The sequence below is a fragment of the Mycolicibacterium fallax genome (assembly GCF_010726955.1).
In the GTDB taxonomy this organism is placed as follows: domain Bacteria; phylum Actinomycetota; class Actinomycetes; order Mycobacteriales; family Mycobacteriaceae; genus Mycobacterium; species Mycobacterium fallax.
In genome coordinates, this window is sequence record NZ_AP022603.1 from 3,642,902 (window position 1) to 3,669,681 (window position 26,780).

Genomic DNA, 26,780 nt, shown 5'->3' on the forward strand with positions numbered 1-26,780 from the left:
GCCGGTAGAGTTAGCCGCGCACCCTCCCGCCGAATTCAAGGAGCCGCGCGTGGCCCGCGTCGTTGTACACGTGATGCCCAAGTCCGAGATTCTCGATCCGCAGGGCCAGGCCATCGTCGGAGCGCTCGGCCGGCTCGGCCACCCCGGGATCACCGACGTCCGCCAGGGCAAGCGGTTCGAGCTCGAGGTCGACGACAGCGTCGGCGACGCCGAACTCGCCGAGATCGCCGAGTCGCTGCTGGCGAACACGGTGATCGAGGACTGGGTGGTGCTGCGGGACGACCAGCCGTGAGCGCCCGGATCGGGGTCATCACCTTCCCCGGCACCCTCGACGACGTCGACGCCGCCCGCGCGGTGCGGGCCGTCGGCGCAGAGGCGGTGCCGCTGTGGCACGGCGATTCCGACCTCAAGGGGGTCGACGCGGTCATCGTGCCCGGCGGCTTCTCCTACGGCGACTACCTGCGCGCCGGTGCCATCGCCCGGTTCGCCCCGGTGATGGGCGAGGTGGTGGCCGCCGCCGGCCGCGGCATGCCGGTGCTCGGCATCTGCAACGGCTTCCAGGTGCTGTGCGAGGCCGGGCTGCTGCCCGGCGCGCTGACCCGCAACGCCGGGCTGCACTTCGTCTGCCGCGACATCTGGCTGCGGGTGGACAACAACAGCACCGCCTGGACGTCGCGCTACGACGCCGGCGCGGAGATCCTGATCCCGCTGAAGTCCGGGGAGGGCCGCTACCAGGCCGGCCCCGAGGTGCTGGCCGAGCTGGAGGGCGAGGGCCGGGTGGTGTTCCGCTACACCGACAACATCAACGGCTCCCGCAACGACATCGCCGGCATCAGCTCGCCCAACGGGCGCGTCGTCGGCCTGATGCCGCACCCCGAGCACGCCACCGAGGCGCTGACCGGCCCCAGCGACGACGGGCTCGGGATGTTCTTCTCGGTGCTCGACACGGTGCTGGCCGGCGTCTAACCGGGCCGCACCCGGCGCCGCGGCGACCCTCATCGCGGCGCCGTTCGGCGGCTGGCGAAAGATGGGGGCCATGACCGCCACTGCCGCCGGCCTGGCCGCCTTCATCGATGCCTCCCCGTCCCCGTACCACGTCTGCACGACGGTCGCCGAGGCGCTGCGCGCGGCAGGCTACACCGAGCTCGCCGAGACCGCGGCCTGGCCGGCCGGCGGGCGGCGCTGCTTCGTGGTGCGGGCCGGCTCGCTGATCGCCTGGGACGGCACCGGCGCACCGGGGCGCGACTTCCGGATCATCGGCGCGCACACCGACAGCCCCAACCTGCGGGTCAAGCAGCATCCCGACCGGGTGGTGGCCGGCTGGCAGCAGGTGGCGCTGGCCCCCTACGGCGGGGCGTGGCTGAACTCGTGGCTGGACCGCGAGCTGGGCATCTCCGGGATGATCGCGGTCGCCGACCCCGGCTCGCCCGGCGGGGTGGCGCACGAGTTGGTGCGGGTCGACGAGCCGCTGCTGCGGGTGCCGCAGCTGGCCATCCACCTCGCCGAGGACCGGGCCGCGGTCAAGCTGGATCCGCAGCGGCACGTCAACGCGGTGTGGGCGGGTGCGGCGCGCGGCTTTGTCGCCGAGGTGGCCGCCCGGGCCGGGCTGGATCCGGCCGCGGTGCTGTCCTTCGAGCTGATGACCCACGATCTGACGCCGTCGCGGGTGTGGGGCGACGGGGCCTTCCTGTCCGCGCCGCGGCTGGACAACCAGGCCACCTGCTACGCCGGGCTGTCGGCGCTGCTGGCCACCGAGCCCGGTGCGCGGCTGCCGGTGCTGGCGCTGTTCGACCACGAGGAGGTCGGCTCCACCTCCGATCACGGCGCCGGCTCGGACCTGCTGATCAGCACCCTGGAGCGGATCGTCGCGACCGAGGGCGGGGACCGCGCGGACTTCCTGCGCCGGCTGACCGGCTCGGTGATCGCCTCCGGCGACATGGCGCACGCCACCCACCCGAACTACCCGGACCGGCACGAGCCCGGGCACCCGATCGCGGTCAACGGCGGGCCGGTGCTCAAGGTGCAGCCGAACCTGCGCTACGCCACCGACGGGCGCACCGCGGCGGTGTTCGAACTGGCCTGCCGGCAGGCCGGGGTGCCGCTGCAGCGCTACGAGCACCGCGCGGACCTGCCGTGCGGCTCCACCATCGGCCCGATGACCGCCGCCCGCACCGGCATCCCGACCGTCGACGTGGGCGCCCCGCAGCTGGCGATGCACTCGGCCCGCGAGCTGATGGGCGCCCACGACGTCGGGGCGTACGCGGCGGCGCTGGCCGCGTTCCTGGCGCCGGGTTAGGGCGTCGGCTCCGCGCTGGGCGCGGGTGCCTCGACCACGACGGCCTCGGCCTCGCCCTCGGTCCAAGTCAGGGTGCCGTTCTGGAAGACACTCTGCTTCTGGCCGTCGGCGTTGGTGGTCTCGTCGCTGGTCGGGTAGCCCAGCTCGCCCTGCGAGCCGCCCAGCTCATTCCACTTGTCGCGGATCAGGCCCCACACCACGAAGGTGCCCGCGTCGCTGCTGATGATCACGCCACCCTTGAACGGCTGGTAGACGCCGCCGTCCTCGTTCTTCTCCTGCTCACCGAGCGGGGCGCCGAGGGCGCCCTTGGAGGTCTCGTCGAGCGCGTTGTACTTCTCCAGCAGAGCACCCTCGACGGTGTACTCGGTGCCGTCCTCGCCGGCGATCTTGGTGGGTTCGGGGGCGTTGAGGACCGAGGAGGCCACCGAACTGGCCGCCGAGGTGGCCGATGCCGCGATCGAGGAGGCCGCCGAGGTGGCCGAGTCCATCGCGTCCCTGGCGTCCTCCTTGGTGGTGTTGCAGGCGGAGCCGAACAGGGCGATGCCGAGGACCGCGGCCGAGACCGCGGCGGTGCGCTTTGCTGCTTTGTGCATGATTTCCTTTCCATTCGGACCCCGGAATCGCGGCCCGTTGGTCGGGCTGACCACGGGAAATCCTATCGAGCGGCGACGTTGCCCGTCCCGGATTCGCCGAGTTGGCCGCCGCTCGGCGCCCGGGCTCGAACCGACTCCTTAGACTGTCGGGGTGAGCATCCACGCCGCCCCGGTCGACACCGTCGAGCACGCCGCCGCCACCCCCGATCACCCGCAGCCCTACCGTGAGCTGGGTCTCAAGGACGACGAGTACCAGCGGATTCGGGAGATCCTGGGCCGTCGACCCACCGACGCCGAGCTGGCGATGTACTCGGTGATGTGGAGCGAGCACTGCTCCTACAAGTCCTCCAAGGTGCACCTGCGCTACTTCGGGGAGACCACCACCGAGGAGATGAAGGCGGCGATGCTGGCCGGCATCGGCGAGAACGCCGGCGTCGTCGACATCGGCGACGGCTGGGCGGTCACCTTCAAGGTGGAGTCGCACAACCACCCGTCCTACGTGGAGCCCTACCAGGGTGCGGCCACCGGCGTCGGCGGCATCGTCCGCGACATCATGGCGATGGGCGCCCGGCCGGTCGCGGTGATGGACCAGCTGCGCTTCGGCGCCGCCGATGCCCCCGACACCCGCCGGGTGCTCGACGGCGTGGTCCGCGGCGTCGGCGGCTACGGAAACTCCCTGGGCCTGCCCAACATCGGCGGGGAGACCGTCTTCGACGCCTCCTACGCGGGCAACCCGCTGGTCAACGCGCTGTGCCTGGGGGTGCTGCGCAAGGAGGACCTGCACCTGGCGTTCGCCTCGGGCACCGGAAACAAGATCATCCTGTTCGGCGCGCGGACCGGCCTGGACGGCATCGGCGGGGTGTCGGTGCTGGCCTCGGACACCTTCTCCGGCGACGAGTCGGCAGACGGCGGCAAGACCCGGAAAAAACTGCCCAGCGTGCAGGTCGGTGACCCGTTCACCGAGAAGGTGCTCATTGAGTGCTGCCTGGACCTGTACTCGGCCGGGCTGGTGGTCGGCATCCAGGACCTCGGCGGCGCCGGGCTGTCCTGCGCCACCTCGGAGCTGGCCTCGGCCGGTGACGGCGGGATGGCCATCGAGCTGGACCGGGTGCCGCTGCGGGCGTCGGGCATGACCCCCGCCGAGGTGCTCTCCAGCGAATCCCAGGAACGCATGTGCGCGGTCGTCACCCCGGCCAACGTGGACGAGTTCATGGCGGTCTGCGCCAAGTGGGACGTGCTGGCCACCGTGATCGGCGAGGTCACCGACGGCGACCGGCTGGTGATCAGCTGGGACGGCCAGACCGTCGTCGACGTGCCGCCGCGCACCGTCGCCCACGAGGGGCCGGTGTACCAGCGCCCGGTCGCCCGGCCGGAGAGCCAGGACGCGCTGGTCGCCGACACCTCGGCGACGCTGCCGCGGCCGCAGAACGGCGAGCAGCTGCGCGAGACCCTGCTGGCGATGCTGGCCAGCCCCGCGCTGTGCAGCCGGGCGTTCATCACCGAGCAGTACGACCGCTACGTGCGCGGCAACACCGTGCTGGCCGAGCACGCCGACGGCGGGGTGCTGCGGATCGACGAGCAGACCGGCCGCGGGGTGGCGATCTCCACCGACGCGTCGGGCCGCTACACCCAGCTCGACCCGTACACCGGTGCGCAGCTGGCGCTGGCCGAGGCCTACCGCAACGTCGCGGTGACCGGGGCCACCCCGATCGCCGTCACCAACTGCCTGAACTTCGGCTCGCCGGAGGACCCGGGCGTGATGTGGCAGTTCGCCCAGGCCGTGCGCGGGCTGGCCGACGGCTGCGCGACCCTGGGCATCCCGGTGACCGGCGGCAACGTCAGCTTCTACAACCAGACCGGCGCGACGCCGATCCTGCCGACCCCGGTGGTCGGGGTGCTCGGCGTGCTCGACGACGTGGCCCGGCGCATCCCGACCGGGCTGGGCACCGAGCCCGGCGAGACCCTGCTGCTGCTCGGCGACACCCACGACGAGTTCGACGGGTCGATCTGGGCGCAGCTGGTCGCCGACCACCTCGGCGGGGTGCCGCCGCGGGTGGACCTGGCCCGCGAGCGACTGCTGGCCGAGGTGCTGACCGCGGCCTCGCGCGACGGGCTGCTCTCGGCCGCCCACGACCTGAGCGAGGGCGGGCTGGCTCAGGCCGTCGTCGAGTCCGCGCTGGCCGGGGAGACCGGCTGCCGGATCGTGCTGCCTGAGGACGCCGACCCGTTCGTCTGGCTGTTCTCCGAGTCCGCCGGCCGGGTGCTGGTGGCGGTGCCGCGCACCGAGGAGAGCCGGTTCAAGGCGATGTGCGAGGCCCGCGAGCTGCCCTGCGTGCGGGTCGGCGTGGTCGACCAGGGTTCCGACGCCATCGAGGTGCAGGGCCAGTTCAGCGTGCCGCTGGCCGAGCTGCGCGAGGTGTGGGAGGGGACGCTGCCGAAGCTGTTCGGTTAGCGATCCGACCCGCATATCGGCAGGTGAGCGGTGTTTTTGACGACGGATGTCGGGGCCACTGTATATACTCGGTTGATAGAAAGTATATCCATTTTGCGGGGGTGTGGCAGCGGTGACGAAACGGCTGATCGACCTGGATGACGACCTGTTGGCGGCCGCGCAGGCCGAACTCAAGACCTCGGGCGTCAGTGACACCGTTCGCTGTGCGCTGCAGCAGGCCGCAGCTCGGTCCGCTCGGGCCCGCCAGATTCAGTGGCTGTGCGAAGGCGGTCTGGAAGAGCTGGCCGATGCCGACCGGCGGGGCGAGGTATGGCGGTAGTCGCCCGCTATCTGATCGACACCAGTGCCGCAGCGCGGATGAGAAACCCGGTCGTGGGCGAACGGCTGGTGCCCTTGATCGAAGCGGGTTTGGTCGCGACGACGGCCCAACTTGACGCCGAAGCCCTCTACAGCGCCCGAAACGGGGACGACTACGAGCAGCTGCGGGCAGATCGACGGCTGGCGTTCGAATACCTGCCGACCCATGACGAAGACTGGCAGACGGCGTTGGAGGCGCAGCGCAGCCTTGCCCGGCGGGGGCGTCACCGCACCGTCGGGATGGCCGACCTGCTGATCGGCACATTGGCGGCCGAACACGACCTCACGCTGATCCACTACGACGCCGACTTCGACATCGCGGCGGGGATCCTGGCCTTCCGGCATCGCTGGGTGGCGGACCGCGGCAGTCTCGACTAGCCCGATGACGTCCTCACCCGCTGGGAGCCGCGGCTGGAGTCCGGACCGCCCGCTGGTGCGGGCCGGTGTCGGCACCGCGCTGGCGTTGGCGGCGGGAACGCGGCCGGGACTGCGCGGTGCACCGGCCCGCGCGGGCGCGCGGTGGGGCGCGGCGGCGGCCGGAGCGGTCGCCCTCGGGGTGGCGGCCGGAACCCTGCTGCCGGCGGTGCGCCGCGGGATGGCCGAACGCACCCCGCCCGGGGACGGCTGGGCCTGGCTGGCCTGGCAGATCCCGGTGGGCACGGTGTGGGCCGAGGAGATGTTCTACCGCGGCGCCATCGCCACGCTGGCCCGTCGCGCCCTGGGCGCTGAGCGCGGCCGACTGCTGCAGGCCGCGCTGTTCGGCCTGGCGCACGCGCCGGGCGCCCGCCGGGCCGGCGAATCGGTGCCGGGCACCGTCGCGGTCACCGGGGTGGCCGGCTGGGTGTTCGGGCTGCTGGCGGAACGTTCCGGCTCCCTGCTGGCGCCGATGCTGGCGCACCTGGCCGTCAACGAGGCCGGGGCGCTGGCCACCCTGGCGGTGCGGCGCCGCGCGGCCGCCGTGACAGGCTGACCCGATGGCCCCGCGCAGCACCCCCGACCCGGCGACGACCCGCGCCGCGGTCCTGGCGCTGGCCGACTGGCTGCGTGACGAGGCGGCGCCGGCCCCCGCGCGGGCCGCGCTGGCCGCCGCGGTCCGGCTGACCGCCCGGACGCTGGCCGCCGCCGCACCCGGAGCCAGCGTGGAGGTGCGCGTCCCGCCGTTCGTCGCCGTGCAGTGCATCGCCGGTCCCCGGCACACCCGCGGCACCCCGCCCAACGTGCTGGAGACCGATCCGCGGACCTGGCTGCTGCTGGCCACCGGGCTGCTGGAACTCGACGCCGCGGGGCCCGCGGTGGAAGTCTCCGGGGCCCGGGCCGCGGAGATCACCGGGTGGCTGCCGGTGCTGCCGCTGGGTGGCTGACCCGGTCAGCTCAGTTGGTACTGGAACGTCCAGCCGAACGGGGCGCTGGGCGGTGTGGTGGCAAACGCTCCGGGCCAGTGGGTGCTGCACTGCAGGCCCATCTGGAGCCGCTCCCCGGCCGGCGCGCTGACCTGGCGCTGGGAGCTACCGCCGGTGGCCGGGAGCAGCTTCACGTCGTAGGCCAGGTTCAGCACCGGAACGTTGCCCGAATTGCTGCCCTCGGTCCCCTTCCGGGTGGTGGTGGAGCGTTCGGTCACCGCGCACAGCCAGTACCCATCGTCCTTCAGGACGGGGTCGATGTTTCCCCAGGTGAGGGTCAGCGTGTGGTTGCCCGAGCCGTCGTCCCCGTCGACGGTGAGCATGACACCGCCCGGCGGGTGCCCCCAGCCGTCTTCGGTGCCGGGCACCACGTCCGCGGCGGCGGTCGCGACCCCGCCGAGGCCGACGGCGACCAGCGCCGCCGCCGCAACGGCTTTCCCTCCGATACCAGCGTGAGTGCGCACGGTTGCCTCCCCCGGTCGTGCGACCCCAAGCGTATTCCGGTGCGGGCCGCCGGTACCACCGATCCGGCCCGGTATTTCGGGGGTCCGGGGCACCGCCGACGCCGGCTCATCTAGGTGAATCCGATTACCGGCCCGTAGACTGGCCCCGTCAGCCACCGCGACGTCCGGGAGCAGCCCCAACGTGACAGAGCAGCCGATAGAGCCCGACGAACAAGCCCCTCGTGAAGAGTGTGGCGTCTTCGGGGTTTGGGCACCGGGCGAAGATGTTGCCAAGCTCACTTACTACGGCCTTTATGCGCTACAACACCGTGGCCAGGAGGCGGCCGGCATCGCCGTCGCCGACGGATCGCAGATCATCGTCTTCAAGGATCTGGGCCTGGTGTCCCAGGTTTTCGACGAGGCCACCCTGGCTGGAATGGTCGGCCACGTCGCCGTCGGGCACTGCCGCTACTCCACCACCGGCTCGACCACCTGGGAGAACGCCCAGCCGGTCTTCCGGCACACCGCCGCGGGCACCGGGGTGGCGCTCGGCCACAACGGCAACCTGGTCAACACCACCGACCTGGCCGGCCGGGCCCGGGACGCCGGGCTGATGAACAACGGCGCGATGGGCGCCACCACCGACTCCGACATCCTCGGCGCGCTGCTGGCCCACGGCGCGGCCGACGCGACCCTGGAGCAGGCCGCCCTGGAGCTGCTGCCGACCGTCCGGGGCGCGTTCTGCCTGACCTTCATGGACGAGAACACCCTCTACGCCGCCCGCGACCCGCACGGGGTGCGCCCGCTGTCGCTGGGCCGGCTGGACCGCGGCTGGGTGGTGGCCTCGGAGACCGCGGCGCTGGACATCGTCGGCGCCTCCTTCGTCCGCGACATCGAGCCCGGCGAACTGCTGGCCATCGACGCCGACGGGGTGCGCTCGACCCGGTTCGCCGAGGCGACCCCCAAGGCCTGCGTCTTCGAATACGTCTACCTGGCCCGCCCGGACAGCAACCTGGCCGGCCGCTCGGTGCACTCCACCCGGGTGGAGATCGGCCGCGAACTGGCCCGGGAGATGCCGGTGGACGCCGACCTGGTGATCGGCGTCCCGGAATCCGGCACGCCGGCCGCGGTCGGCTACGCCCAGGAGTCCGGGGTGCCGTTCGGTCAGGGCCTGATGAAGAACGCCTACGTCGGGCGCACCTTCATCCAGCCGTCGCAGACCATCCGCCAGCTCGGCATCCGGCTCAAGCTCAACCCGCTCAAGGAGATGATCCGCGGCAAGCGGCTGATCGTCGTCGACGACTCCATCGTGCGCGGCAACACCCAGCGCTCGCTGATCCGGATGCTGCGGGAGGCCGGCGCGCTGGAGGTGCACGTTCGGATCGCCTCGCCGCCGGTGAAGTGGCCGTGCTTCTACGGCATTGACTTCGCCTCCCCGGCCGAGCTGATCGCCAACGCCGCCAACACCGAGGGCTCCCAGGCGGGGATGCTGGAGGCGGTGCGGCACGCGATCGGCGCCGACACGCTGGACTACATCTCGCTGGACGGGATGATCCGCGCCACCGCGCAGCCCATCGACCGGCTGTGCCGGGCCTGCTTCGACGGCGTCTACCCGATCGAACTGCCCGGTGAGGCGGCGCTCGGCAAGAACGTCGTCGAGCAGATGCTGGCCAACGCCGCCCGGGCCGGTGTGCCCGGCCAGCCGGCGCAGCCCGCAGCCGATCCGGCGTCGGCGCTGCGCAGGCCGTAGGCCGTCTTCGGGGGCCAGGCCACGCTGGGTCGGTCCCCGTGCGGGTGGACCGGTAGATTGAATGACGATGACCGAGCGTGGAACTGAACCAGGGATCTCCTACGCGTCGGCCGGCGTCGATATCGAAGCCGGCGACCGTGCCGTCGAACTCCTCAAGCCGCTGGCGCAACGCGCCACCCGGCCGGAGGTGCGGGGCGGTATCGGCGGCTTCGCCGGACTGTTCGCGTTGCGCGGCGACTACCGGGAACCGCTGCTGGCCTCCTCGACCGACGGCGTCGGCACCAAGCTGGCCGTCGCCCAGGCGATGGACATCCACGACACCGTCGGGATCGACCTGGTCGCCATGGTCGTCGACGACCTGGTGGTCTGCGGCGCCGAGCCGCTGTTCCTGCAGGACTACATCGCCATCGGCCAGGTGGTCCCGGAGCGGGTGGAGGCCATCGTCGCCGGCATCGCCGAGGGCTGCGTGCAGGCCGGTTGCGCGCTGCTGGGCGGGGAGACCGCCGAGCATCCCGGCCTGATGGCGCCGGATCACTACGACATCTCCGCGAGCGGGGTCGGCGTGGTGGAGGCCGACGAGGTGCTCGGGCCAGACCGGGTCCGCCCCGGCGACGTGATCATTGGGATGGCCGCCTCCGGCCTGCACTCCAACGGCTACTCGCTGGCCCGCAAGGTGCTGCTGGAGATCGAACGCCTGGACCTGGCCGGTCACGTGGAGGAGTTCGGCCGCACCCTCGGCGAGGAACTGCTTGAGCCGACCCGGATCTACGCCAAGGACTGCCTGGCGCTGGCCGCCGAGACGCACGTCCGCACCTTCTGCCACGTCACCGGCGGCGGGCTGGCCGGGAACCTGGAGCGGGTGATCCCGCACGGGCTGACCGCCGAAATGGACCGCGGCACCTGGGTGCCTGCCCCGGTGTTCGGGATGATCGCGCAGCGCGGCCGGATCGAGCGGGTCGAGATGGAGAAGACCTTCAACATGGGCGTCGGCATGGTGGCCGTCGTCGCGCCGGAGGACACCGACCGGGCGCTGGCGATCCTGACCGCCCGGCACCTGGACTGCTGGGTGCTGGGGACGGTCAACAAGGGCGGCAAGGACACGCCGCGCGCAACGTTGGTGGGGCAGCACCCGCGGTTCTGAGCCGACCGCGGGCGCCGGGGCGCCTCAGCGCCGCCAGTCGTCCTCGTCCGACCACTGATCGGAGGAGTCACCGTCGAACTTGTCGTTGGAGGGTGCTCCGGTCAGCTCCTGGCGGAGTCGTTCGAAATCCGTTTGCGGGGAGCTGTATTTAAGCTCACGTGCAACCTTGGTCTGCTTTGCCTTTGCCCGGCCGCGGCCCATGGGGGATCCCCCTCGCGCAATATCGGAGCGGCCCGAAGTACCGAGCGGCTCCGATGTGAATGTGTGTATTGTCCTGCGGCCAGTCTACCGTGCCCGTGGCGGTGATGTCGGCAGCCCCGGACTACCCCGTGTCCGGAGGCTAAGAGCCCAGGTCAGGACCGCTGCGCAGCCGGTCGACGGCGACCCGCCCGGCCCCCGGTGCGTCGGCCGGCGGCAGCGAATCCTCGTCGATCCGCGCCGGGGTCACCGCCCCGGCGATCAGCTCGGTGTCGGCGGGCACGCCGCGCTTGACCAACGCCAGCGCCACCGGCCCGAGGTCGGCGTGTTCGACGACGGTGCCGACCCGGCCCACCGTGCGGCCGCCCGCGGTCACCGGGTCACCGGTCTGCGGCCGGTCCCCGGAACCGTCCAGGTGCAGCAGCACCAGCATCCGCGGCGGCCGGCCCAGGTTGTGCACCCGGGCGACGGTCTCCTGGCCGCGGTAGCAGCCCTTGTCCAGGTGCACCGCCCCCACCCCGGGCCCGCCGATCCAGCCGACCTCGTGCGGGATGGTGCGCTCGTCGGTGTCCACCCCGAGCCGGGGGCGCAGCGCGGCCACCCGGTTCGCCTCGTAGGCCCAGGTGCCGGCCGGGCGCGCGCCGTGGGCGTGCAGCCGGGCCAGGGTGCCCGCCACCGCTTCCCGCGGGACCAGCAGGTCCAGCTCCGGCGGGCCGCCCGCGGCGCTGGGCATCCGGCGCAGGAAACCGCCGCCGGGCAGCGCCACCGCCGTCATCTCCGCGGGCAGCGCGTCCTGCCCGGCCGCGGTCAGCCCGAGCGCGTCGCGCAACTCCGGTTCGGCCAGCGCCGGGCCGATCAGGCTCAGCACCGCCAGGTCCGCGGCGGCCGGGGCGGCGTCGGACCAGAACACCATCCGGGCCAGGTAGGCCAGCAGCGGTTCGGCGCGCCACGGCTCGGTGTCCAGGTAGCTGGTGCCGCCCAGCTCGGACTGGATCCAGTGATCCTCGACCCGGCCCTGCCCGTCCAGGCTCAGATTCTGGGTGCTGGCGCCCTCGGGCAGCGCGGCGACGTGCTGGCTGGAGATGGTGTGCAGCCAGCTCTGCCGGTCGGCCCCGGTGATGGCCAGCACCCCGCGATGCGACCGATCGATGACGACCGCGCCGGTGGCCGCGGCTCGCTGCTCACCGAGCGGGTCGCCGTAATGCCAGGTTGCGCCCGCGTCGGGGCCGGGATCGGGAGCGGGGACGGCAGCCACGGCTCAACTCTACGGACCCCGGGACCGGCCGCGTCTACGCTATGGCCCCATGGCTGTGGTGGTCACCCTCGACGGTGTGGTGCACGATCCCGACGCGCCGCTGCTGTGCGCCGATGACCTGGCCGCGGTCCGCGGCGACGGGGTGTTCGAGACGCTGCTGGTGCGCGGCGGCCGGGCCCGGGTGGTGGACGCGCACCTGACCCGGTTGGCCGCCTCGGCGGCGATGCTGGACCTGCCCGTCCCGGACCCGCAGGCCTGGCGCCGGGCCATCGACGCCGCGGCCGCGGCGTGGGGCCCCGGCGCCGAGGGGGCGCTGCGGCTGGTCTACACCCGGGGCCGGGAGAGCGGATCGGCGCCGACGGCATACGTCACGGTGTCGCCGCTGGCGGCGCGGATCGCCGCCGCCCGCGCCGACGGGATCTCCGCGGTGCTGCTGGACCGCGGGCTGGACTCCGGTGCCCGGTCCCGGCTGCCGTGGCTGCTGGCCGGGGCCAAGACGCTGTCCTACGCGGTGAACATGGCCGCGCTGCGGCACGCCGCCGGCGTCGGCGCCGACGACGTGGTGTTCGTCAGCTCCGACGGGTTGGTGCTGGAGGGCCCGCGGTCGACGGTGGTGATCGCGGTCGCCGGGGACGACGGCCGGCCCTGCCTGCTGACCCCGCCGCCGTGGTACCCGATCCTGCGCGGCACCACCGCGGCGGCGCTGTTCACCGCCGCGCGCGACGCCGGCTATGACTGCGATTACCGCGCGCTGCGCCCGGCGGACCTGTTCGCCGCGCAGGGGGTGTGGCTGCTGTCCAGCATCACCCTCGGGGCGCGGGTGCACACCCTCGACGGCGTCGCGCTGCCGCCCGCCCCGCTGGCCGTGGAGTTCGCCGGCCTGGTCGACGCCGCGATCGGCGGCCGGTAATTCGGTCGACGGATGGCCCGGGCGGGAGTAGCGTCGCCGATACCCGGCGTGTGAGGTGACCGTCGGCCGTGCGCACCGGAGCGCGCCACGCCCGGGAGCGCCGGCCGGATCGACGGTCACCCCGGCCCCCGAGCCCCGGCTTCGCCGGATCCCAGACGTGTGGCTCGGGGGCCGTGCACCCGGGGTTTGCCGGACCTGCCCGCCGCGCCGCGGCGACGATGGACGAAAATGACCGAATGTTCCCGACGGCGGCCCGGATCGCGACGCTGGCCGCGCTGGTGCTGGCCGCGGTCGGCTGCGCCGGGCCCGACCCGGCGCCGGGCCCGCGGTGTACGCCCGGACAGCTCGACACCCTGACCGCCGGGGTGTTCACCTTTGCCACCGACCAGCCCGCCTACCGGCCGTGGTTTGTCGCCGATCAGCCGGCCAACGGCGAGGGGTTCGAATCGGCGGTCGCCTACGCCGCCGCGGAGCAGCTCGGGTACCCGCCGGATCGGGTGCGCTGGACCCGGTTGCCGTTCAGCACCGCGATGGCGCCCGGCCCGAAACCCTTCGACGCCGCGATCAGCCAGTTCTCCATCACCGACCAGCGCCGCGAGATCGTCGACTTCTCCGCGCCGTACTACGACGTCGACCAGGCGGTGCTCACCGTCGCGGGCTCGGCGGCGGCCGGCCTGCGCAGCACCACCGCGCTGGGCCGACTGCGGTTGGGCGCGGAGGCCGGCACCACCGGTGCGCTGACCGCGCGGATGCTGTCGCACGCCACCCCGATCACGGTGTACGACTCCAACGACCAGGCGATCGCGGCGCTGTCCGGCGGAAAGGTCGACGCCCTGGTGATGGATCTGCCGACCGCGCAGCGGGCGGCCGGCGACCTGCCCGACGGCGTCGTCGTCGGGCAACTGCCCAAGGCGCCCGAGCACGTCGAGCAGCTCGCGATGCTGCTGGACAAGGACAGCCCGCTGACCGGATGCCTGTCGTCGGCGGTGGAGGCGCTGCGCGCCGACGGGGTGCTGGACCGGCTGCAGCGGCAGTGGATGGCTGCGACGCCGGTGCCGATGCTGACCTCGGGCTAGCCCGCGTGGCGGGACAGTCGCGCCGACAGGTGCGGCACCAGGGCGCCGTCGGGGTCGACGCGTTCCTCGACGTAGCCCAGGTCGCCGTCCTCGACGATGCCGTAGAGCCGTTTGGCGCCGCCGACCAGCAGGCCGGACCGGCTGCGGGCGAGCGCGTCGGTGGTCAGCTCCCACGACGACGGGCCCAGCGGCCTGCCGTAGAACATCTCGATGTAGCCGGCCGAGTGCGCCAGCAGCAGTTCGATGGCCTGGGTCTCGTCCGGGTCGGCCGGATCGTTGACGAACCGCCAGAAACCGGTCTCCCGCAGGCTGTGCCCGTCGAACTCACCGTCGTCGGTCAGCCGCCAGGACCGGGCCTCCCAGTTCAGGTAGTCGGCGCCGTCGTGCGAGACGACGATCTGCTGGCCGAACCGGTAGTCGCCGTGCGCGTCGCGGCCCTCACCCTCGCCGCGCCAGACGCCGACCAGCGGCAGCAGTGCGAGCAGGGCGCCGCTCAGATCCGCGCCGAGGCGCAGGTTGGCGGTGTCGGTCAACGGCAGATCGTCGAACGTCGGAATGTTGCGCGACGAGGTGAGCTTTGCGCGTTCGGCCGCCGAGGCGACCGCACGATCACCGGACCCGGGTGCGGGGCCGTCGGGGTGCGCGTCGGTCACGACTCGTCGGTGACCAGCCGGTACAGCGCGTACAGCGCGAACCAGGTGATGACGACGACCGCCGCGACAAGCAGTAATTCGAAGAACAGGACCACGATGCGATTCTAACGTCTGCTCAGGCGACCTTGACGTCGACCTCGTGCAGGCCCGCGCCGGTCGGCGCCACCAGCGCGTCACCGTCGCCGGCGTCGGTCAGGGCGCGCAGCCGCCAGGAGCCCGGCGCGGCGAAGAATCGGAAGTCGCCGGCCGGGGTGGCGATGACCTCGGCGGCGAACTCGTCGCTGGCGTCGAGCAGCCGGACCGCGGCCCCGCCGATCGGTCGGCCCGCCCCGTCCAGGACGCGGCCGGTGATGACGGTTTCGCGGGCGATGTCGACCCCGGCGGGCAGCTTGACTGTGGTACTCATCGGTGACCTTTCGGATCGGTTCAGGAGGGCCGGACGGCGGTGCGCAGGCGGGTGACCGCCGGGTACAGCAGGCAGCCGAGGCAGATGTCGAAGGCGGCGTTCAGAAACGCCGCCAGCAGGGCGAACGCGGCGGCGGTCAGGCCGACCGCCGGGAAGCCCAGGGCGAAGCCGGCGGTGCCGACGACGGCGAACAGCATGCCGACCAGCTGAGCGAAGCGCAGCGGTGCGACGGGTTCGCGCTCGGTGACCGGGGACAGCCGGGGCGCGACGAAGGTGGCGAAGATGCGGCCGTAGGGCTGCCGGCGCGGACCCGCGACGGCGCCGATGCCGAACGCCACGGCCTGCAGCCCGAGCAGCACCGCGGCGGCGGTGGTGTTCACCCCGGCCAGCAGCACGGCGGCGATGAGGACGGCGGTGGTGACCCGGGCGGCGAAACGCGGACCGCGCACGTCGACCAGATCGGCCGCGCCGGCGGATGGCACGCCGGTGGAGGAAGTGGATGTTGTGGTCGGCACGAAAAAAGCTCCTGAGGCTGTCGATTGGCCGGGGGATGGGCGGAACCCCTCGGGTCCGCCCCGGAGCGCCGGCGCAAGAAGGTGCGCGGCGACTCAGCGACAACAACAGCGACAGCAACAACCCGCGGTCCGGCAGTAATCCACTGCGCGGCGCTTCGTCAGCAGGCGGGTCGACACGTGGGGCATCGTACCAAGCCGGCGCGTCCGGGGGCCAGCGCCGGTTCAGGCGTCCAGCAGCGGGGCCAGCACGGCGCGCAGGTCGGCGGCCGTCGGCACCCCGGACGTCCGGTACCGCGGATGGCCGCCGGCATCGAAGACGATGGTGGTCGGCAGCGACAGCACCGACAGCCGGCGGGCCGCCTCCGGGTTGGCGTCCATGTCGATCTCGACGTGCCCGATCCGGGGGTCCGCGGCGCACACCGCGTCGACGACCCGGCGGACCTGGGTGCACGGGCCGCACCACGGCGCGCTGAAATGCAGCACCGTCGGACCGGTCTCGGACAGCCCCAGCCCGGAGGTGTCGACGTTGGCCGCGGCCTCGGCCGAACGCAGCATGCCCTGGCGCAGCGTCAGCAGCCGGCCGATCAGGTAGCCCAGCGCCAGCACGGCGACGACCACGACGATCGCGATGCCCATCGAGGCGCTCATGACTGTTGGACCCTCATGGCTGTTGGACCCTCATGACTGTTGGAATTCGGTCAGGGTGATCGTCACGTCGATGACGATGCCCTCGATGATGACGTCGGAGCCGCGGGCGCCCTGGGTGGTCGGGGCGACCCCGAACGGCAGCTTCTGATCGGGCAGCTCGCCGGCGAACGCGGCCAGCACCGCCTCGCGCTGCTCGTCGGGGACGTCCTGGTCGGCGGTGCCGGGGCCGGTCAGCACCGCGGTCGGGGTGAAGGTCAGGGTGCTGCGCTGCGGGCCGGTCATCGACAGGTCGACCGACACGCTGACCCGCCGGTCGAAGCCGGCCGCGGTCGGGGTGCCGGTGAACACCAGGCCGCGGCTGTCGGAGATGCCGGACTCGGTGGTGCCGCCGGTGGCGTCGTTGGTGTCCGCGATCGGCGCCTCGACCATCAGATCCTTGATGCCGAGGAACCCGCCGAGGTGCCGCGAGTCGACGATGATCCGGCTTTCCAGCTTGTCCAGCGGGATCGGCGCGTCCGGCCGGATCAGCCAGGACGCCTCGGTCAGGTCCAGGGCGTGCATGGTGGCCTCCAGGGTGGCGCGCCCGACGTGCGGGTGCGCCACGTCGTGGGCCTTGATCTCCACCTCGGAGTAGCGGTGCCGCAGCGCCTGCGGGATGAACGGCAACGCCAGGATGGTGGTCGAGGGATCCCAGTCCAGCTGCGCGGCGGAACGGACTGTCCGGGACAGCCGGTACTCGGCGTAGATGGTGGCGCCGAAGTCGACCGCGACCAGCGCGACGACGACGGCGACAACCGCCCCGATGGTGGCTTTCCACACCTTGCTCACCCCGACATTGTGGCCTATCGGGCCCGCGGCGCTATCGTTATACGCTCCTGGTCGGTTACGGCGCTGTGTCGGCTATTGCTCCGCTCCTCTTCAACGATGGAGGCAAGCGTGGATCTACTGCTGCTGACCGCCGATCCGCATCCCGAGGCCGTGCTGCCGTCGCTGATGCTGCTGCCGCACGTGTTGCGCAGCGCCCCCGCCGACGTGTCCTCGCTGCTGGACACCGGCAACGCCGACGTGGTGATCGTCGATGCCCGCACCGATCTGGTCATCGCGCGCGGGCTGTGCCGGCTGCTCGGTTCGACCGCCGGCTCGGCGCCGGTGGTCGCGGTGCTCACCGAGGGCGGGCTGGTCGCGGTCAACGCCGAGTGGGCGCTGTCCGACATCCTGCTGCCCGGTACCGGGCCGGCCGAGCTCGACGCCCGGCTGCGGCTGCTGGCCGGCCGGGCCGGGGCCGCCGCCCAGGTGACCGACGGCGACGTGATCACCCTCGGCGAACTCGCCATCGACGAGGGCACCTACACGGCCCGGCTGCGCGGCGAACCGCTGGATCTGACCTACAAGGAATTCGAGCTGCTGAAATACCTCGCCGCGCACGCCGGGCGGGTGTTCACCCGGGCCCAGCTGCTGCAGGAGGTGTGGGGCTATGACTTCTTCGGCGGCACCCGGACCGTCGATGTGCACGTGCGCCGGCTGCGCGCCAAGCTCGGCCCGGACTATGAATCGCTGATCGGCACGGTCCGCAACGTCGGCTACAAGGCGGTCCGCCCGCCGCGCGGCAGGGGCGCCGCCGAGGCCCCCACCGAGGCCCCCACCGAAGCCTCCGACGAGGCGATCCCGGCGGCGCCATGACCGTCCTGAGCTGGGTGCAGGTGCCCACCCCCGGGCAGCGCCGGGCGATTCGGGCGATCATCGCCGACGCCGAGGCCGCCGACGGGGTGGCGCCGGTCGGCGAGCAGGTGCTGCGCGAGCTGGACCGGTCCCGCACCGCGCACCTGCTGGCCCTCGACGACGACGGGGAGCCGATCGGCTACCTGAACCTGAACCCGCAGATGGCCGAGCTGGTGGTGGCCCCGGCGGCCCGCGGCGCCGGGGTCGGCACTGCGCTGGTCGGCGCGGTGGCCGGCCGCGGGGTGTCGGTGTGGGCGCACGGCACCCTGCCGGCTGCCGAGGCCGTCGCCGCCCGCTGCGGGCTCACCCCGGTGCGCCGGCTGCTGCAGATGCGCCGCGGCCTGCGCGACCTGCCCGCGGTGCCGGAGCCGGCCGGGGTGGTCGTCCGCGGCTACGCCGGCCCGGACGACGACGCCGAGCTGCTGCGGGTCAACAACGCCGCCTTCCACTGGCATCCCGAGCAGGGCGGCTGGACGGCCGCCGACCTGGCCGAGCACCGCGACCAGGCCTGGTTCGACCCGGCCGGGCTGTTCCTGGCCTTCGACGCCGAGGCGCCGGAGCGGCTGCTGGGATTTCACTGGACCAAGATTCACCCCGACGGCGCGGGGGAGGTGTACGTCGTCGGCGTCGACCCGGCCGCGCAGGGCCGCGGGCTGGGCGCCCTGGTCACCGCCGTCGGGTTGGCGCACCTCGCGGACCGGCTGGCCGACCGGCCGGACCCGATCGTGCTGCTCTACGTGGAGTCCGACAACGCGGCCGCGGTGCGCACCTATGAGCGGCTCGGCTTCGCCGTGCACAGCGTCGACACCGCCTACGCGCGGTCGAACTGATCGAGGTCGTTCACCGGCCGTTCACCCGGGGTCGGCATTTCGGCCATCACCGGCGCCTACGTTTCACAGGAAATCGTAAGTAGCGATTCCGTGCGGTGAACGAGAGGCCGGTTCCGGTGAACCTCAGCAAAGTCGGTCGAGCCCTGCTGGTGACCGCGTCCGCTGCGGCGCTGGCGGTCACCCTGGCCGGCTGCGGCAGCGACGACAACAGCGGCTCCGGCGGCTTCGTGGCCGGCGGCGACGCCGACTGCCAGGGCGCGGCCGGGCTGACCGCGGAGGGCTCCACCGCGCAGCAGAACGCCATCGGCATCTTCAACAAGGTCTGGGGCCAGGCCTGCCCCGGCAAGAACCTGTCCTACAACCCGACCGGGTCCGGCGCCGGCATCACCCAGTTCGTCTCCGGCAATGTCGACTTTGCCGGGTCCGACTCCCCGATGGACGCCGAGCAGGCCGCCGGCGCGGCCAAACGCTGCGACAACAACCCGGCCTGGCACCTGCCGCTGGTGTTCGGGCCGGTCGCGCTGGCCTATCAGCTGCCCGGGGTCGAGCAACTGGCGGTCAGCCCGCAGACGCTGGCCGGCATCTTCACCGGCGCCATCACCCGGTGGAACGACCCGGCGCTGGTCGCGTTGAACCCGGACCAGGAGCTGCCGGACACCCCGATCACCCCGGTCTACCGGTCGGATTCCTCGGGGACCACCGACAACTTCCAGAAGTACCTGGCCGCGGCCGCGCCGCAGGACTGGACCAAGGGCGCGGGCAAGGAGTTCCAGGGCGGCGCCGGTGAGGGTGCGCAGAAGTCGGCCGGCATTGTGCAGGCCGTGCAGGTCACCCCGGGCGCGATCGGGTACGTCGAGAAGGGCTTCGCCGACCAGGCCGGGCTGTCGGTGGCGGCCATCGACAGCGGTGGCGGCCCGGTCGCGCTGACCGGCGAATCGGCCAAGACCGCGATCGCCGGGGCGACCTTCGTCGGCGCGGGCAACGACCTGGTGCTCGACCTGGACGCGCTTTACGCCGGCACCGCGCCGGGCGCCTACCCGCTGATGCTGGTGACCTACAACATCGTCTGCTCGCGGGGATATTCGCCCGAGCTCGCCGCGGCGGTGCGGTCCTTCCTGACGGTCGCCGCCGATCACGGTCAGGCCGGCCTGGACACCATCGGCTACGTGGCGCTGCCGGAGTCGATCAAGACCCGGTTGGTCGCCGCGGCCAGGGCGATCCAGTAGCGGTCGCGGAATGAAAACGGATGACCGCGGCGGACGGCGATGACACGATTTTGGGGAGCAGACAGTGATGCGGGGACGGCGATGAATCCACCGGACCCGACCGACACGGAATCGGGGCGGGTGGTGGCAGAACCGTTGCCCGGACCGCCCGTCGTCCGGACCGACCCGTCGGGCAAGACCCGGGTCCGGCTCGGGGACCGGATCTTCGGCGGCCTGGCCCGCAGCTCGGGGATCGCGGTCATCGCGCTGATCGTCGCGATCGGGGTGTTTCTGCTCTGGCGGGCCATCCCCGCGCTGACCCGCAATCAGGAGAACTTCTTCACCTTCGGCGGCAACTGGGTCACCACCGACACCGCGGCGATGCACTTCGGGGTGGCCGAGCTGTTCCAGGTCACCGTCTTCGTCTCGCTGTTCGCGCTGGTGCTGGCCATGCCGGTGGCGCTGGGTATCGCCATCTTTTTGACCCAGTACGCGCCCAAGCGGCTGGCCGGCCCGCTGGCCTCGGTGATCGACCTGCTGGCCGCGGTCCCGTCGATCATCTACGGCGTGTGGGGCCTGTATGTGCTGGCCCCGGCGATCCGACCGTTCGCGCTGTGGCTCAACGACAACCTCGGCTGGTTCTTCCTGTTCGCCACCGGCAACGCCTCGGTCGCCGGTGGCGGCACCGTCTTCACCGCCGGCATTGTGCTGGCGGTGATGATCCTGCCGATCATCACCGCGGTCGCCCGCGAGGTGTTCGTGCAGACCCCGCACGGCCAGATCGAGGCGGCGCTGGCGCTGGGCGCCACCCGCTGGGAGGTGGTCCGCACCACGGTGCTGCCGTTCGGCATGTCCGGCTACATCAGCGGCGCGATGCTCGGCCTGGGCCGTGCGCTCGGCGAGACGATCGCCCTGCTGATCATCCTGCGCGGCACCCAGCGGGCGTTCGGCTGGTCGCTGTTCGACGGCGGCTACACCTTCGCCTCCAAGATCGCCTCGGCCGCCTCGGAGTTCAACGACCAGTACAAGGCGGGCGCCTACATCGCCGCCGGCCTGGTGCTGTTCGTGCTGACGTTCGCGGTGAACTCACTGGCCCGCGCCGCGGTGTCCGGGAAGGGGAGGTCATGACCCAGACGGTGGATCGTCCGGTCAAACGGCCGACGTTCGAGGGCCTGAGCCTGCGCCGCAAGCTCGTCGACAACACCGCGACGGTGCTGGTCACCGCGTCGGTGCTGGTGGCACTGGTGCCGCTGGCGTGGGTGCTGTGGGCGACGGTCAGCAAGGGCATCTCGGTGGTGACCTCGGTGGACTGGTGGTGGAAGTCGCAGGCCGGGATCACCGCGTTCGAGGCGGGCGGCGGCGCCTACCACGCCATCGTCGGCACCCTGTTTCAGGGCCTGGTCTGTGCGGCGATCTCCATCCCGGTCGGCGTGTTCGTCGGGATCTACCTGGTGGAGTACGGCGGCGGCACCCGACTGGGCAAGCTGACCACCTTCATGGTGGACATTCTCACCGGCGTGCCGTCGATCGTCGCGGCGCTGTTCGTCTACGCCCTGTGGGTGGCGACGTTCGGCTTCCAGCGGTCCGGGTTCGCGGTGTCGCTGTCGCTGGTGCTGCTGATGATCCCGGTGATCGTGCGCTCCACCGAGGAAATGCTGCGGATCGTCCCGATCGACCTGCGTGAGGCCAGCTACGCCCTCGGCGTGCCGAAGTGGAAAACCATCCTGCGGATCGTGGTGCCCACCGCCCTGTCGGGCATCGTCACCGGCATCATGCTGGCGCTGGCCCGGGTGATGGGGGAGACCGCACCGCTGCTGGTCCTGGTGGGCTACGCGCAGAACATCAACTTCGGCATGTTCGGCGGATTCCAGGGCTCGCTGCCCGGGATGATGTACGACCAGGTGTCCGCCGGCGGCGCCGGCAACATGGTGACCAACGACCGGCTCTGGGGCGCGGCCCTGACCCTGGTGATCCTGATCACGGTGCTCAACATCGGCGCCCGATTCGCCGCGAAATTCTTTGCCCCCAAGAAGGTTTAGGAGAACCGATGGCCAAGCACCTCGATCTCAAGGACGTCAACATCTTCTACGGCGCCTTCCACGCCGTGGCCGGAGTGTCGATGTCGGTGCCGCCCCGCAACGTCACCGCGTTCATCGGCCCGTCGGGCTGCGGCAAGTCGACGGTGCTGCGCACGCTGAACCGGATGCACGAGGTGATTCCCGGCGCCCGGGTGCAGGGCTCGGTGCTGCTCGACGGAGAGGACATCTACGGCCCGGGCGTCGACCCGGTCGGTGTGCGCAAGACCATCGGGATGGTCTTCCAGCGGCCAAACCCGTTCCCCACCATGTCGATTCGCGACAACGTGGTGGCCGGGCTGAAGCTGCAGGGCGTGCGCAACCGCGCGGTGCTCGACGAGACCGCCGAGCGCTCGCTGCGCGGGGCGAACCTGTGGAACGAGGTCAAGGACCGGCTGGACAAGCCCGGCGGCGGACTGTCCGGCGGCCAGCAGCAGCGGCTGTGCATCGCCCGGGCGATCGCCGTGCAGCCCGAGGTACTGCTGATGGACGAGCCGTGTTCGGCGCTGGACCCGATCTCCACGCTGGCCATCGAGGAGCTGATCTCCGAGCTCAAGCAGGAGTTCACCATCGTCATCGTCACGCACAACATGCAGCAGGCGGCCCGGGTCAGTGATCAGACCGCGTTCTTCAACCTGGAGGCCACCGGGCGCCCCGGCATGCTGATCGAGATCGACGACACCGAGAAGATTTTCTCCAACCCCCGGGAAAAGGCCACCGAGGACTACATCTCCGGCCGGTTCGGGTAGCACCCGCGGGGCCGGCCCGGTCAGGTGTTGGGTCCGGTCAGGTGTTGGGTCCGGTCAGGTGTTGGGGCCGGTCAGTTGTTGGGGACCGTCAGCGCGTCGTCGTTGGGGTAGGTGCCGATCGCCTGGAAGATGACCCGGCGGGCCACCTCGACGGCGTGGTCGGCGAACCGTTCGTAGAACCTGCCGAGCAGGGTCACGTCGATGGCCGCGGCGACGCCGTGCTTCCACTCCCGGTCCATCATCACCGAGAACAGGTGGCGATGCAGGTCGTCCATCGCGTCGTCCTCTTCCTGGATCTGGGCGGCCCGCTCCGGATCCCGGGTGATCAGCACATCCTGGGCGCTGTTGCCCAGTTCGACGGCGACCCGGCCCATCTCGGCGAAGTAGCCGTTGACCTCCTCGGGCAGCGCGTGCTGCGGGTGCCGGCGGCGGGCGATCTTGGCGACGTGCAGCGCCAGCGCGCCCATCCGGTCGATGTCGGCGACGATCTGGATGGCGCTGACGATGGAGCGCAGGTCCCGGGCCACCGGCGCCTGCAGCGCCAGCAGCACGAAGGCGGATTCTTCGGCCTTCGCGCTCATCGCGGTGATCTGGTCGTGGTCGCTGATGACGGCCTCGGCGAGCACCAGGTCGGCCTGCAGCAGCGCCTGGGTCGCGCGCTCCATGGCCCGCCCGGACAGCCCGCACATCTCGCCGAGCAGCGAGGAGAGGGCGTCCAGTTGTTCGTGGTAGGCGGTCCGCATGAATTCCAGGGTAGTGCGCGGAGACGAACGGCAGCGCCGGGACAGGTGAACGCGCGGTGAATGCGCGCTATTCGCAGCTGGCGTCGGCGGCGTTGGTCAGCGTCAGGCCCTCGGGCAGGTCGGCGGTCCGGGTCTCCGGGGCGCGCCGGGTGATGTGGATCTCGACCGGGGAATCGGCCGGCAGCGGCGCGCCGACGGCGGTGAAGTCGGCGCCGAGCAGCACCCGCACCTCCTGGCCGAGTCCGGTCACCCGCTCGACCCGCGGGTTGCCCAGCATCGCGGCGACGGTCACCGCGGCCGCCTCGTTGCCCGGGGAGTACCGCACGGTGGTGCTCGACAGTGCTTCGGGGTGGTCGTCGGGGGTGTCGACGGTGAACCCGTCGAGTTCGAGTTGCTCGCTGACCGCGGCGCCCAGCCCGGACCGCTCGGTGGAGTTCGACACGTGCACGCTGATGCCGGCCGGGTCGGTGGTGACCGCCTGCACCACCTCGGTGGTCTCGGGCTGCTCCTCGGTGCTGGCGGTTGCCTCGGCGTCGGCTGCCGTGCTGGTGGATGTGGTGGTCTCGGCGCTGTTGGTGATCGGGGTGGTGGTCTCGTTCTTGTCGTTCTCGCCGGGCAGCGGGTCGTCGTTGATGATCGCGTCGAACAATGCCCGGATGGCGCCGGTGTAGGGCTCCTCGTTGCCGTCCTCGTCGACGATGCCGGTGGTCGGCAACGTCACGAAGGTGATCCGGCCGGCGGCGATGCCCTGCACCGACTGGCCGAGGTCGACGAGGTCCTTGGTTTTGACGTTGTCGACGAAGGAGTCGGTGATGAAGGTGTTGACGACGTTGTTGAGCTTCTTGATCGAGAAGAAGGTTTCCGAGGAGATCATCGAACGCAGCAGTGAGGACAGGAACAGTTGCTGACGCTTGATCCGGCCGTAGTCGCCGTTGACCTCGGTGGTCACCTGGCGGGCCCGCACGTAGTTCAGCGCGGTGTGCCCGTCGATGCGCTGGTGGCCGGAGTGCTCCAGCACGGTGCCCAGTTCGTAGTCCTCCAGCGGGGTGGGGGAGCACACCTCGACGCCGCCGACCGCGTCGACCATCTTGGAGAATCCGGCGAAGTCGACGGCGATGAACCGGCTGATGGACAGCCCGGAAATCTTCTGAATCACCTTGACCAGGCACTTCGGCCCGCCGAACGAGTAGGCGGAGTTGATCTTGGTCTCGATGGTGCGGTACTCGTCGCTGTAGGTGCCGGTCTCCTCGTCGTAGACCGGGCCGTACTCGCCGGTCTGCGGGTCCCAGGCCCGGCACTCGATCGGGGTGATGGCCAGGTCGCGCGGGAAGGACACCGCCACCACCCGTTTCCGGTTGGCCGGGATGTTCACCAGGATGATGCTGTCCGAGCGCTGCCCGCCGGCGTCCTCGGTGTCCCCGGCGCCCATCTCGGCGTTCTCGCCGTAGCGGCTGTCGACCCCGACGATCAGGAAGTTTTCGTCGCCGAACTGGGCGTTCGGGTCCAGGATGTCCAGGGAATTGGGGTCGAGCGCGGCGACCTTGTTGAGCATCTGGTTCTTTGAGGCGGTCCACTGCCAGGCGCTGCCGGTGAGCAGCAGGGCCAGCACCGCGAACAGCGCGGCCAGTGAGCGGCCGGCCAGCAGCAGCGGGCGCCGGCGGGGCGGCTTGCCGGGCGTGGTCGCCGGGGGCCGGTGCGCCCGGGCCGGCGGGCCGGGCCGGGCGGCCGGTGCGGCGGTGCGCGGGATCGCCGCGGGCACCGCCGGGATCGCCTCGGTGGGGTAGTCGACGACGCCGTGCAGGGCGTCGAGGTCGGGCAGCGGCTCGGGTTCGGGTTTGGGCAGCTCGGGTTCGGGCAGCTCGGCGGGCTTGCCGGTGACCCGGGCGATCAGCTCGGCGACGGAGATGCCGTCGGTGTGGCTGCCGTAGGCCGGCGGCGCGGCGACGGCGTCGTTTTCGCCGGGGTCGGGGCCGGGGTCGGCCGCGGCGAGCCGCTCCCAGGGCGCGGCGACCGGGCCGTGGGTCTGGGCCCGGCTGATCCACGGGCTGTCGTCGGCGGGGTCGGGAGAACCAGGCGTGGCGTTGTCGCCATCCGTCATCGCTGGTCCTCACCTCGGGTACGAACGGGTTCCCATCGTACTGACCGATTTGGCCTAAACCCATTCCAGAAGGGTCTCGGTTGGGTACGGTGCCGCTCAGCCGCCGGAGTTCATCACGTCGGCGCCGACCGGAACCGTGAGGTCATCGGGGTCGTCGAGCCAGCCCTCGGGCAGTGTCACCGACCCGGGCGAACCCTGCCTGCCGCGGGGTCCGGCGGCGTGCGGGCCGAACGGCACGTCGGGGTCGAGCCCGTCGAGCAGCGTGTCGAGTTCGTCGAGCGTCTTCACCAGTGCCAGCGCCCGGCGCAGGTCCGCGCCGGCGGGGAAGCCGTGCAGGTACCAGGCGATGTGCTTGCGGATGTCCCGCATGCCCTTGTCCTCGCCGAAGTGCGCGGACAGCAGTGCGCCGTGCCGGCGGATGATGTCGGCGACCTCGCCGAGGTTCGGCGGGGTGGCCACCGGCTCGCCGTTGAACACCGCCGACAGCTCGGCGAACAGCCACGGCCGGCCCAGGCAGCCGCGGCCGATGACGACGCCGTCGCAGCCGGTCCGGTCCATCATCGCCACGGCGTCGCCGGCGTTGAAGATGTCGCCGTTGCCCAGCACCGGGACGTCGGGCAGCAGCGCTTTGAGCTCGGCGATCCGGTCCCAGTCCGCGGTCCCGGAGTAGCGCTGGGCGGCGGTGCGGGCGTGCAGCGCGACCGCGGCCGCGCCCTCGGCGGCGGCGATCCGGCCGGCGTCGAGGTAGGTGTGGTGCTCGTCGTCGATGCCGACCCGGAACTTGACGGTGACCGGGATGTCGGTGTCCGCGCAGGCCCGGACGGCGGCCGCGACGATCCGGCCGAACAGTCGGCGCTTGTAGGGCAGCGCCGAGCCGCCGCCACGCCGGGTCACCTTGGGTACCGGGCAGCCGAAGTTCAGGTCGATGTGGTCGGCCAGGCCCTCGGTGGCGATCATCCGGGCCGCGGCGTAGGTGGTGTCCGGGTCGACGGTGTAGAGCTGCAGCGAGCGTGGTGACTCGTCGGGCCCGAAGGTGGTCATGTGCATGGTGACCGGGTGCCGCTCGACCAGGGCGCGGGCGGTCACCATCTCGCAGACGTACAGCCCGCTGACGGTGCCGGCGCGGGCCAGCTCGAGTTCGCGGCACAGCGTGCGGAACGCGACGTTGGTGACCCCGGCCATCGGTGCGAGCACGACGGGGCTGGCCAAATTCATCGGCCCGATCCGCAGTGCGGGCCGGGCCGATGAGGGCAGAACGGTCGCCATGG

General features: G+C 71.9%; 31 protein-coding genes. 18 read left to right on the plus strand and 13 right to left on the minus strand.

The genetic code is table 11. The annotated features are described in order from the left end of the window. Nucleotides 1–49 precede the first annotated feature (49 nt). From purS to G6N10_RS17420, 3 genes are all read left to right on the plus strand, one after another. Entirely contained in the window at nt 50–292 is a 243-nt protein-coding gene (gene purS / locus G6N10_RS17410) for a phosphoribosylformylglycinamidine synthase subunit PurS (RefSeq protein WP_085099684.1), read from the plus strand. Then, on the plus strand, nt 289–966 hold the full coding sequence (gene purQ, locus G6N10_RS17415; protein ID WP_085099687.1) for a phosphoribosylformylglycinamidine synthase subunit PurQ: 678 nt from the start codon (nt 289–291) through the stop codon (nt 964–966). Before purS ends, purQ begins: the two co-directional genes overlap by 4 nt. 70 nt (nt 967–1,036) lie before the next feature. Further along, nucleotides 1,037–2,296 (plus strand): M18 family aminopeptidase, encoded by a 1,260-nt coding sequence (locus G6N10_RS17420; RefSeq protein WP_085099690.1) that lies wholly within the window; start codon nt 1,037–1,039, stop codon nt 2,294–2,296. On the opposite strand, the gene G6N10_RS20080 is transcribed toward G6N10_RS17420, so the two are convergent. After that, a complete protein-coding gene (locus G6N10_RS20080) occupies nt 2,293–2,889 on the minus strand; it encodes an LGFP repeat-containing protein (protein WP_165757682.1) in 597 nt (198 codons plus the stop codon). The two genes, G6N10_RS17420 and G6N10_RS20080, sit on opposite strands and share 4 nt — an antisense overlap. A 157-nt stretch (nt 2,890–3,046) precedes the next feature. On the opposite strand from G6N10_RS20080, the gene purL reads away from it, so the two are divergent. The 5 genes from purL to G6N10_RS17450 all read left to right on the plus strand — a co-directional run bounded on the left by purL (nt 3,047) and on the right by G6N10_RS17450 (nt 7,059). Then, nucleotides 3,047–5,341, plus strand: a complete 2,295-nt coding sequence (gene purL / locus G6N10_RS17430) for a phosphoribosylformylglycinamidine synthase subunit PurL (RefSeq protein WP_407664033.1) — start codon at nt 3,047–3,049, stop codon at nt 5,339–5,341. Between the two features lie 112 nt (nt 5,342–5,453). Continuing rightward, a complete protein-coding gene (locus tag G6N10_RS17435) occupies nt 5,454–5,660 on the plus strand; it encodes a DUF2191 domain-containing protein (RefSeq protein ID WP_085099911.1) in 207 nt (68 codons plus the stop codon). Beyond that, nucleotides 5,651–6,076: a PIN domain-containing protein gene (locus G6N10_RS17440; RefSeq protein WP_085099696.1), complete on the plus strand. Its 426-nt coding sequence runs from the start codon at nt 5,651–5,653 to the stop codon at nt 6,074–6,076. Before G6N10_RS17435 ends, G6N10_RS17440 begins: the two co-directional genes overlap by 10 nt. Nucleotides 6,077–6,080: 4 nt before the next feature. Further along, nucleotides 6,081–6,668, plus strand: coding sequence for an Rv0804 family intramembrane glutamic endopeptidase (locus G6N10_RS17445; protein ID WP_085099699.1), 588 nt, complete (start codon nt 6,081–6,083; stop codon nt 6,666–6,668). Nucleotides 6,669–6,672: 4 nt separating this feature from the next. After that, nucleotides 6,673–7,059, plus strand: coding sequence for a sterol carrier family protein (locus G6N10_RS17450; protein WP_085099703.1), 387 nt, complete (start codon nt 6,673–6,675; stop codon nt 7,057–7,059). A gap of 5 nt (nt 7,060–7,064) precedes the next feature. Here the strand turns inward: G6N10_RS17450 and G6N10_RS17455 are convergent, their stop codons facing one another. Next, nucleotides 7,065–7,562, minus strand: coding sequence for a hypothetical protein (locus G6N10_RS17455; protein WP_085099706.1), 498 nt, complete (start codon nt 7,560–7,562; stop codon nt 7,065–7,067). A gap of 181 nt (nt 7,563–7,743) precedes the next feature. On the opposite strand from G6N10_RS17455, the gene purF reads away from it, so the two are divergent. Both purF and purM read left to right on the plus strand, forming a co-directional pair. After that, entirely contained in the window at nt 7,744–9,291 is a 1,548-nt protein-coding gene (purF, locus tag G6N10_RS17460) for an amidophosphoribosyltransferase (protein WP_085099709.1), read from the plus strand. 67 nt (nt 9,292–9,358) lie between these two features. Further along, nucleotides 9,359–10,432 carry a phosphoribosylformylglycinamidine cyclo-ligase gene (gene purM, locus G6N10_RS17465; RefSeq protein WP_085099712.1) on the plus strand — a complete coding sequence of 358 codons (1,074 nt, stop codon included), beginning with the start codon at nt 9,359–9,361 and terminating at the stop codon, nt 10,430–10,432. A gap of 24 nt (nt 10,433–10,456) precedes the next feature. On the opposite strand, the gene G6N10_RS17470 is transcribed toward purM, so the two are convergent. Both G6N10_RS17470 and ygfZ read right to left on the minus strand, forming a co-directional pair. Then, nucleotides 10,457–10,633, minus strand: coding sequence for a DUF3073 domain-containing protein (locus G6N10_RS17470; protein ID WP_085099715.1), 177 nt, complete (start codon nt 10,631–10,633; stop codon nt 10,457–10,459). Between the two features lie 139 nt (nt 10,634–10,772). After that, nucleotides 10,773–11,885 carry a CAF17-like 4Fe-4S cluster assembly/insertion protein YgfZ gene (gene ygfZ / locus G6N10_RS17475; RefSeq protein WP_085099718.1) on the minus strand — a complete coding sequence of 371 codons (1,113 nt, stop codon included), beginning with the start codon at nt 11,883–11,885 and terminating at the stop codon, nt 10,773–10,775. 55 nt (nt 11,886–11,940) lie between these two features. On the opposite strand from ygfZ, the gene G6N10_RS17480 reads away from it, so the two are divergent. Both G6N10_RS17480 and G6N10_RS17485 read left to right on the plus strand, forming a co-directional pair. Continuing rightward, nucleotides 11,941–12,795, plus strand: coding sequence for an aminodeoxychorismate lyase (locus G6N10_RS17480; RefSeq protein ID WP_179962905.1), 855 nt, complete (start codon nt 11,941–11,943; stop codon nt 12,793–12,795). A gap of 236 nt (nt 12,796–13,031) precedes the next feature. Beyond that, nucleotides 13,032–13,871 (plus strand): ABC transporter substrate-binding protein, encoded by an 840-nt coding sequence (locus G6N10_RS17485; protein ID WP_109750612.1) that lies wholly within the window; start codon nt 13,032–13,034, stop codon nt 13,869–13,871. Here the strand turns inward: G6N10_RS17485 and G6N10_RS17490 are convergent. The 6 genes from G6N10_RS17490 to lmeA form a co-directional block, all read right to left on the minus strand. Next, on the minus strand, nt 13,868–14,524 hold the full coding sequence (locus tag G6N10_RS17490; protein ID WP_085099727.1) for a heme-binding beta-barrel domain-containing protein: 657 nt from the start codon (nt 14,522–14,524) through the stop codon (nt 13,868–13,870). The genes G6N10_RS17485 and G6N10_RS17490 overlap by 4 nt on opposite strands. A 115-nt stretch (nt 14,525–14,639) precedes the next feature. Then, nucleotides 14,640–14,930 carry a DUF1416 domain-containing protein gene (locus G6N10_RS17495; RefSeq protein WP_085099730.1) on the minus strand — a complete coding sequence of 97 codons (291 nt, stop codon included), beginning with the start codon at nt 14,928–14,930 and terminating at the stop codon, nt 14,640–14,642. 20 nt (nt 14,931–14,950) lie between these two features. Continuing rightward, a complete protein-coding gene (locus tag G6N10_RS17500; RefSeq protein ID WP_085099733.1) occupies nt 14,951–15,412 on the minus strand; it encodes a DUF4395 domain-containing protein in 462 nt (153 codons plus the stop codon). Nucleotides 15,413–15,538: 126 nt separating this feature from the next. Then, a complete protein-coding gene (locus tag G6N10_RS20765) occupies nt 15,539–15,631 on the minus strand; it encodes a putative leader peptide (RefSeq protein WP_407663995.1) in 93 nt (30 codons plus the stop codon). 36 nt (nt 15,632–15,667) lie between these two features. Continuing rightward, nucleotides 15,668–16,093 (minus strand): thioredoxin family protein, encoded by a 426-nt coding sequence (locus tag G6N10_RS17505; RefSeq protein ID WP_085099736.1) that lies wholly within the window; start codon nt 16,091–16,093, stop codon nt 15,668–15,670. Between the two features lie 30 nt (nt 16,094–16,123). Beyond that, nucleotides 16,124–16,939, minus strand: a complete 816-nt coding sequence (gene lmeA / locus G6N10_RS17510) for a mannan chain length control protein LmeA (protein ID WP_085099739.1) — start codon at nt 16,937–16,939, stop codon at nt 16,124–16,126. Nucleotides 16,940–17,029: 90 nt separating this feature from the next. Between lmeA and G6N10_RS17515 the strand changes: the two genes are divergently transcribed. The 6 genes from G6N10_RS17515 (at nt 17,030) to pstB (ending at nt 22,671) form a co-directional block, all read left to right on the plus strand. Beyond that, entirely contained in the window at nt 17,030–17,773 is a 744-nt protein-coding gene (locus tag G6N10_RS17515) for a winged helix-turn-helix domain-containing protein (protein ID WP_085099742.1), read from the plus strand. Continuing rightward, nucleotides 17,770–18,642 (plus strand): mycothiol synthase, encoded by an 873-nt coding sequence (gene mshD / locus G6N10_RS17520; RefSeq protein ID WP_085099745.1) that lies wholly within the window; start codon nt 17,770–17,772, stop codon nt 18,640–18,642. The genes G6N10_RS17515 and mshD overlap by 4 nt, the downstream gene beginning before the upstream one ends. A 116-nt stretch (nt 18,643–18,758) precedes the next feature. Next, nucleotides 18,759–19,868, plus strand: coding sequence for a phosphate ABC transporter substrate-binding protein PstS (gene pstS / locus G6N10_RS17525; protein ID WP_085099914.1), 1,110 nt, complete (start codon nt 18,759–18,761; stop codon nt 19,866–19,868). Between the two features lie 81 nt (nt 19,869–19,949). Then, entirely contained in the window at nt 19,950–20,975 is a 1,026-nt protein-coding gene (gene pstC / locus G6N10_RS17530; protein ID WP_109750613.1) for a phosphate ABC transporter permease subunit PstC, read from the plus strand. After that, nucleotides 20,972–21,886 (plus strand): phosphate ABC transporter permease PstA, encoded by a 915-nt coding sequence (gene pstA / locus G6N10_RS17535; protein WP_085099751.1) that lies wholly within the window; start codon nt 20,972–20,974, stop codon nt 21,884–21,886. Before pstC ends, pstA begins: the two co-directional genes overlap by 4 nt. An 8-nt stretch (nt 21,887–21,894) precedes the next feature. Then, nucleotides 21,895–22,671: a phosphate ABC transporter ATP-binding protein PstB gene (gene pstB / locus G6N10_RS17540; RefSeq protein ID WP_085099754.1), complete on the plus strand. Its 777-nt coding sequence runs from the start codon at nt 21,895–21,897 to the stop codon at nt 22,669–22,671. 71 nt (nt 22,672–22,742) lie between these two features. On the opposite strand, the gene phoU is transcribed toward pstB, so the two are convergent. The 3 genes from phoU to dusB form a co-directional block, all read right to left on the minus strand. Continuing rightward, on the minus strand, nt 22,743–23,414 hold the full coding sequence (gene phoU / locus G6N10_RS17545; RefSeq protein WP_085099757.1) for a phosphate signaling complex protein PhoU: 672 nt from the start codon (nt 23,412–23,414) through the stop codon (nt 22,743–22,745). Nucleotides 23,415–23,481: 67 nt separating this feature from the next. Further along, a complete protein-coding gene (locus tag G6N10_RS17550; protein WP_085099760.1) occupies nt 23,482–25,512 on the minus strand; it encodes an LCP family protein in 2,031 nt (676 codons plus the stop codon). Nucleotides 25,513–25,608: 96 nt separating this feature from the next. Then, complete coding sequence (dusB, locus tag G6N10_RS17555; protein WP_109750614.1) at nt 25,609–26,778, minus strand: tRNA dihydrouridine synthase DusB; 1,170 nt, start codon at nt 26,776–26,778, stop codon at nt 25,609–25,611. Nucleotides 26,779–26,780 lie beyond the last annotated feature (2 nt).

Excerpts from the sequence above, each read along its gene's own strand:
- G6N10_RS17450 (WP_085099703.1), top strand. The coding sequence starts at position 6,673 with ATGGCCCCGCGCAGCACCCCCGACCCGGCGACGACCCGCGCCGCGGTC.
- G6N10_RS17440 (WP_085099696.1), top strand. The coding sequence starts at position 5,651 with ATGGCGGTAGTCGCCCGCTATCTGATCGACACCAGTGCCGCAGCGCGG.
- G6N10_RS17420 (WP_085099690.1), top strand. The coding sequence starts at position 1,037 with ATGACCGCCACTGCCGCCGGCCTGGCCGCCTTCATCGATGCCTCCCCG.
- purM (WP_085099712.1), top strand. The coding sequence starts at position 9,359 with ATGACCGAGCGTGGAACTGAACCAGGGATCTCCTACGCGTCGGCCGGC.
- G6N10_RS17485 (WP_109750612.1), top strand. The coding sequence starts at position 13,032 with ATGTTCCCGACGGCGGCCCGGATCGCGACGCTGGCCGCGCTGGTGCTG.
- pstB (WP_085099754.1), top strand. The coding sequence starts at position 21,895 with ATGGCCAAGCACCTCGATCTCAAGGACGTCAACATCTTCTACGGCGCC.
- G6N10_RS20765 (WP_407663995.1), bottom strand. The coding sequence starts at position 15,631 with ATGCCCCACGTGTCGACCCGCCTGCTGACGAAGCGCCGCGCAGTGGAT.
- G6N10_RS17495 (WP_085099730.1), bottom strand. The coding sequence starts at position 14,930 with ATGAGTACCACAGTCAAGCTGCCCGCCGGGGTCGACATCGCCCGCGAA.
- pstC (WP_109750613.1), top strand. The coding sequence starts at position 19,950 with ATGAATCCACCGGACCCGACCGACACGGAATCGGGGCGGGTGGTGGCA.
- G6N10_RS17550 (WP_085099760.1), bottom strand. The coding sequence starts at position 25,512 with ATGACGGATGGCGACAACGCCACGCCTGGTTCTCCCGACCCCGCCGAC.
- mshD (WP_085099745.1), top strand. The coding sequence starts at position 17,770 with ATGACCGTCCTGAGCTGGGTGCAGGTGCCCACCCCCGGGCAGCGCCGG.
- G6N10_RS17470 (WP_085099715.1), bottom strand. The coding sequence starts at position 10,633 with ATGGGCCGCGGCCGGGCAAAGGCAAAGCAGACCAAGGTTGCACGTGAG.
- G6N10_RS20080 (WP_165757682.1), bottom strand. The coding sequence starts at position 2,889 with ATGCACAAAGCAGCAAAGCGCACCGCCGCGGTCTCGGCCGCGGTCCTC.
- G6N10_RS17445 (WP_085099699.1), top strand. The coding sequence starts at position 6,081 with ATGACGTCCTCACCCGCTGGGAGCCGCGGCTGGAGTCCGGACCGCCCG.
- phoU (WP_085099757.1), bottom strand. The coding sequence starts at position 23,414 with ATGCGGACCGCCTACCACGAACAACTGGACGCCCTCTCCTCGCTGCTC.
- dusB (WP_109750614.1), bottom strand. The coding sequence starts at position 26,778 with ATGGCGACCGTTCTGCCCTCATCGGCCCGGCCCGCACTGCGGATCGGG.
- G6N10_RS17505 (WP_085099736.1), bottom strand. The coding sequence starts at position 16,093 with ATGAGCGCCTCGATGGGCATCGCGATCGTCGTGGTCGTCGCCGTGCTG.
- pstA (WP_085099751.1), top strand. The coding sequence starts at position 20,972 with ATGACCCAGACGGTGGATCGTCCGGTCAAACGGCCGACGTTCGAGGGC.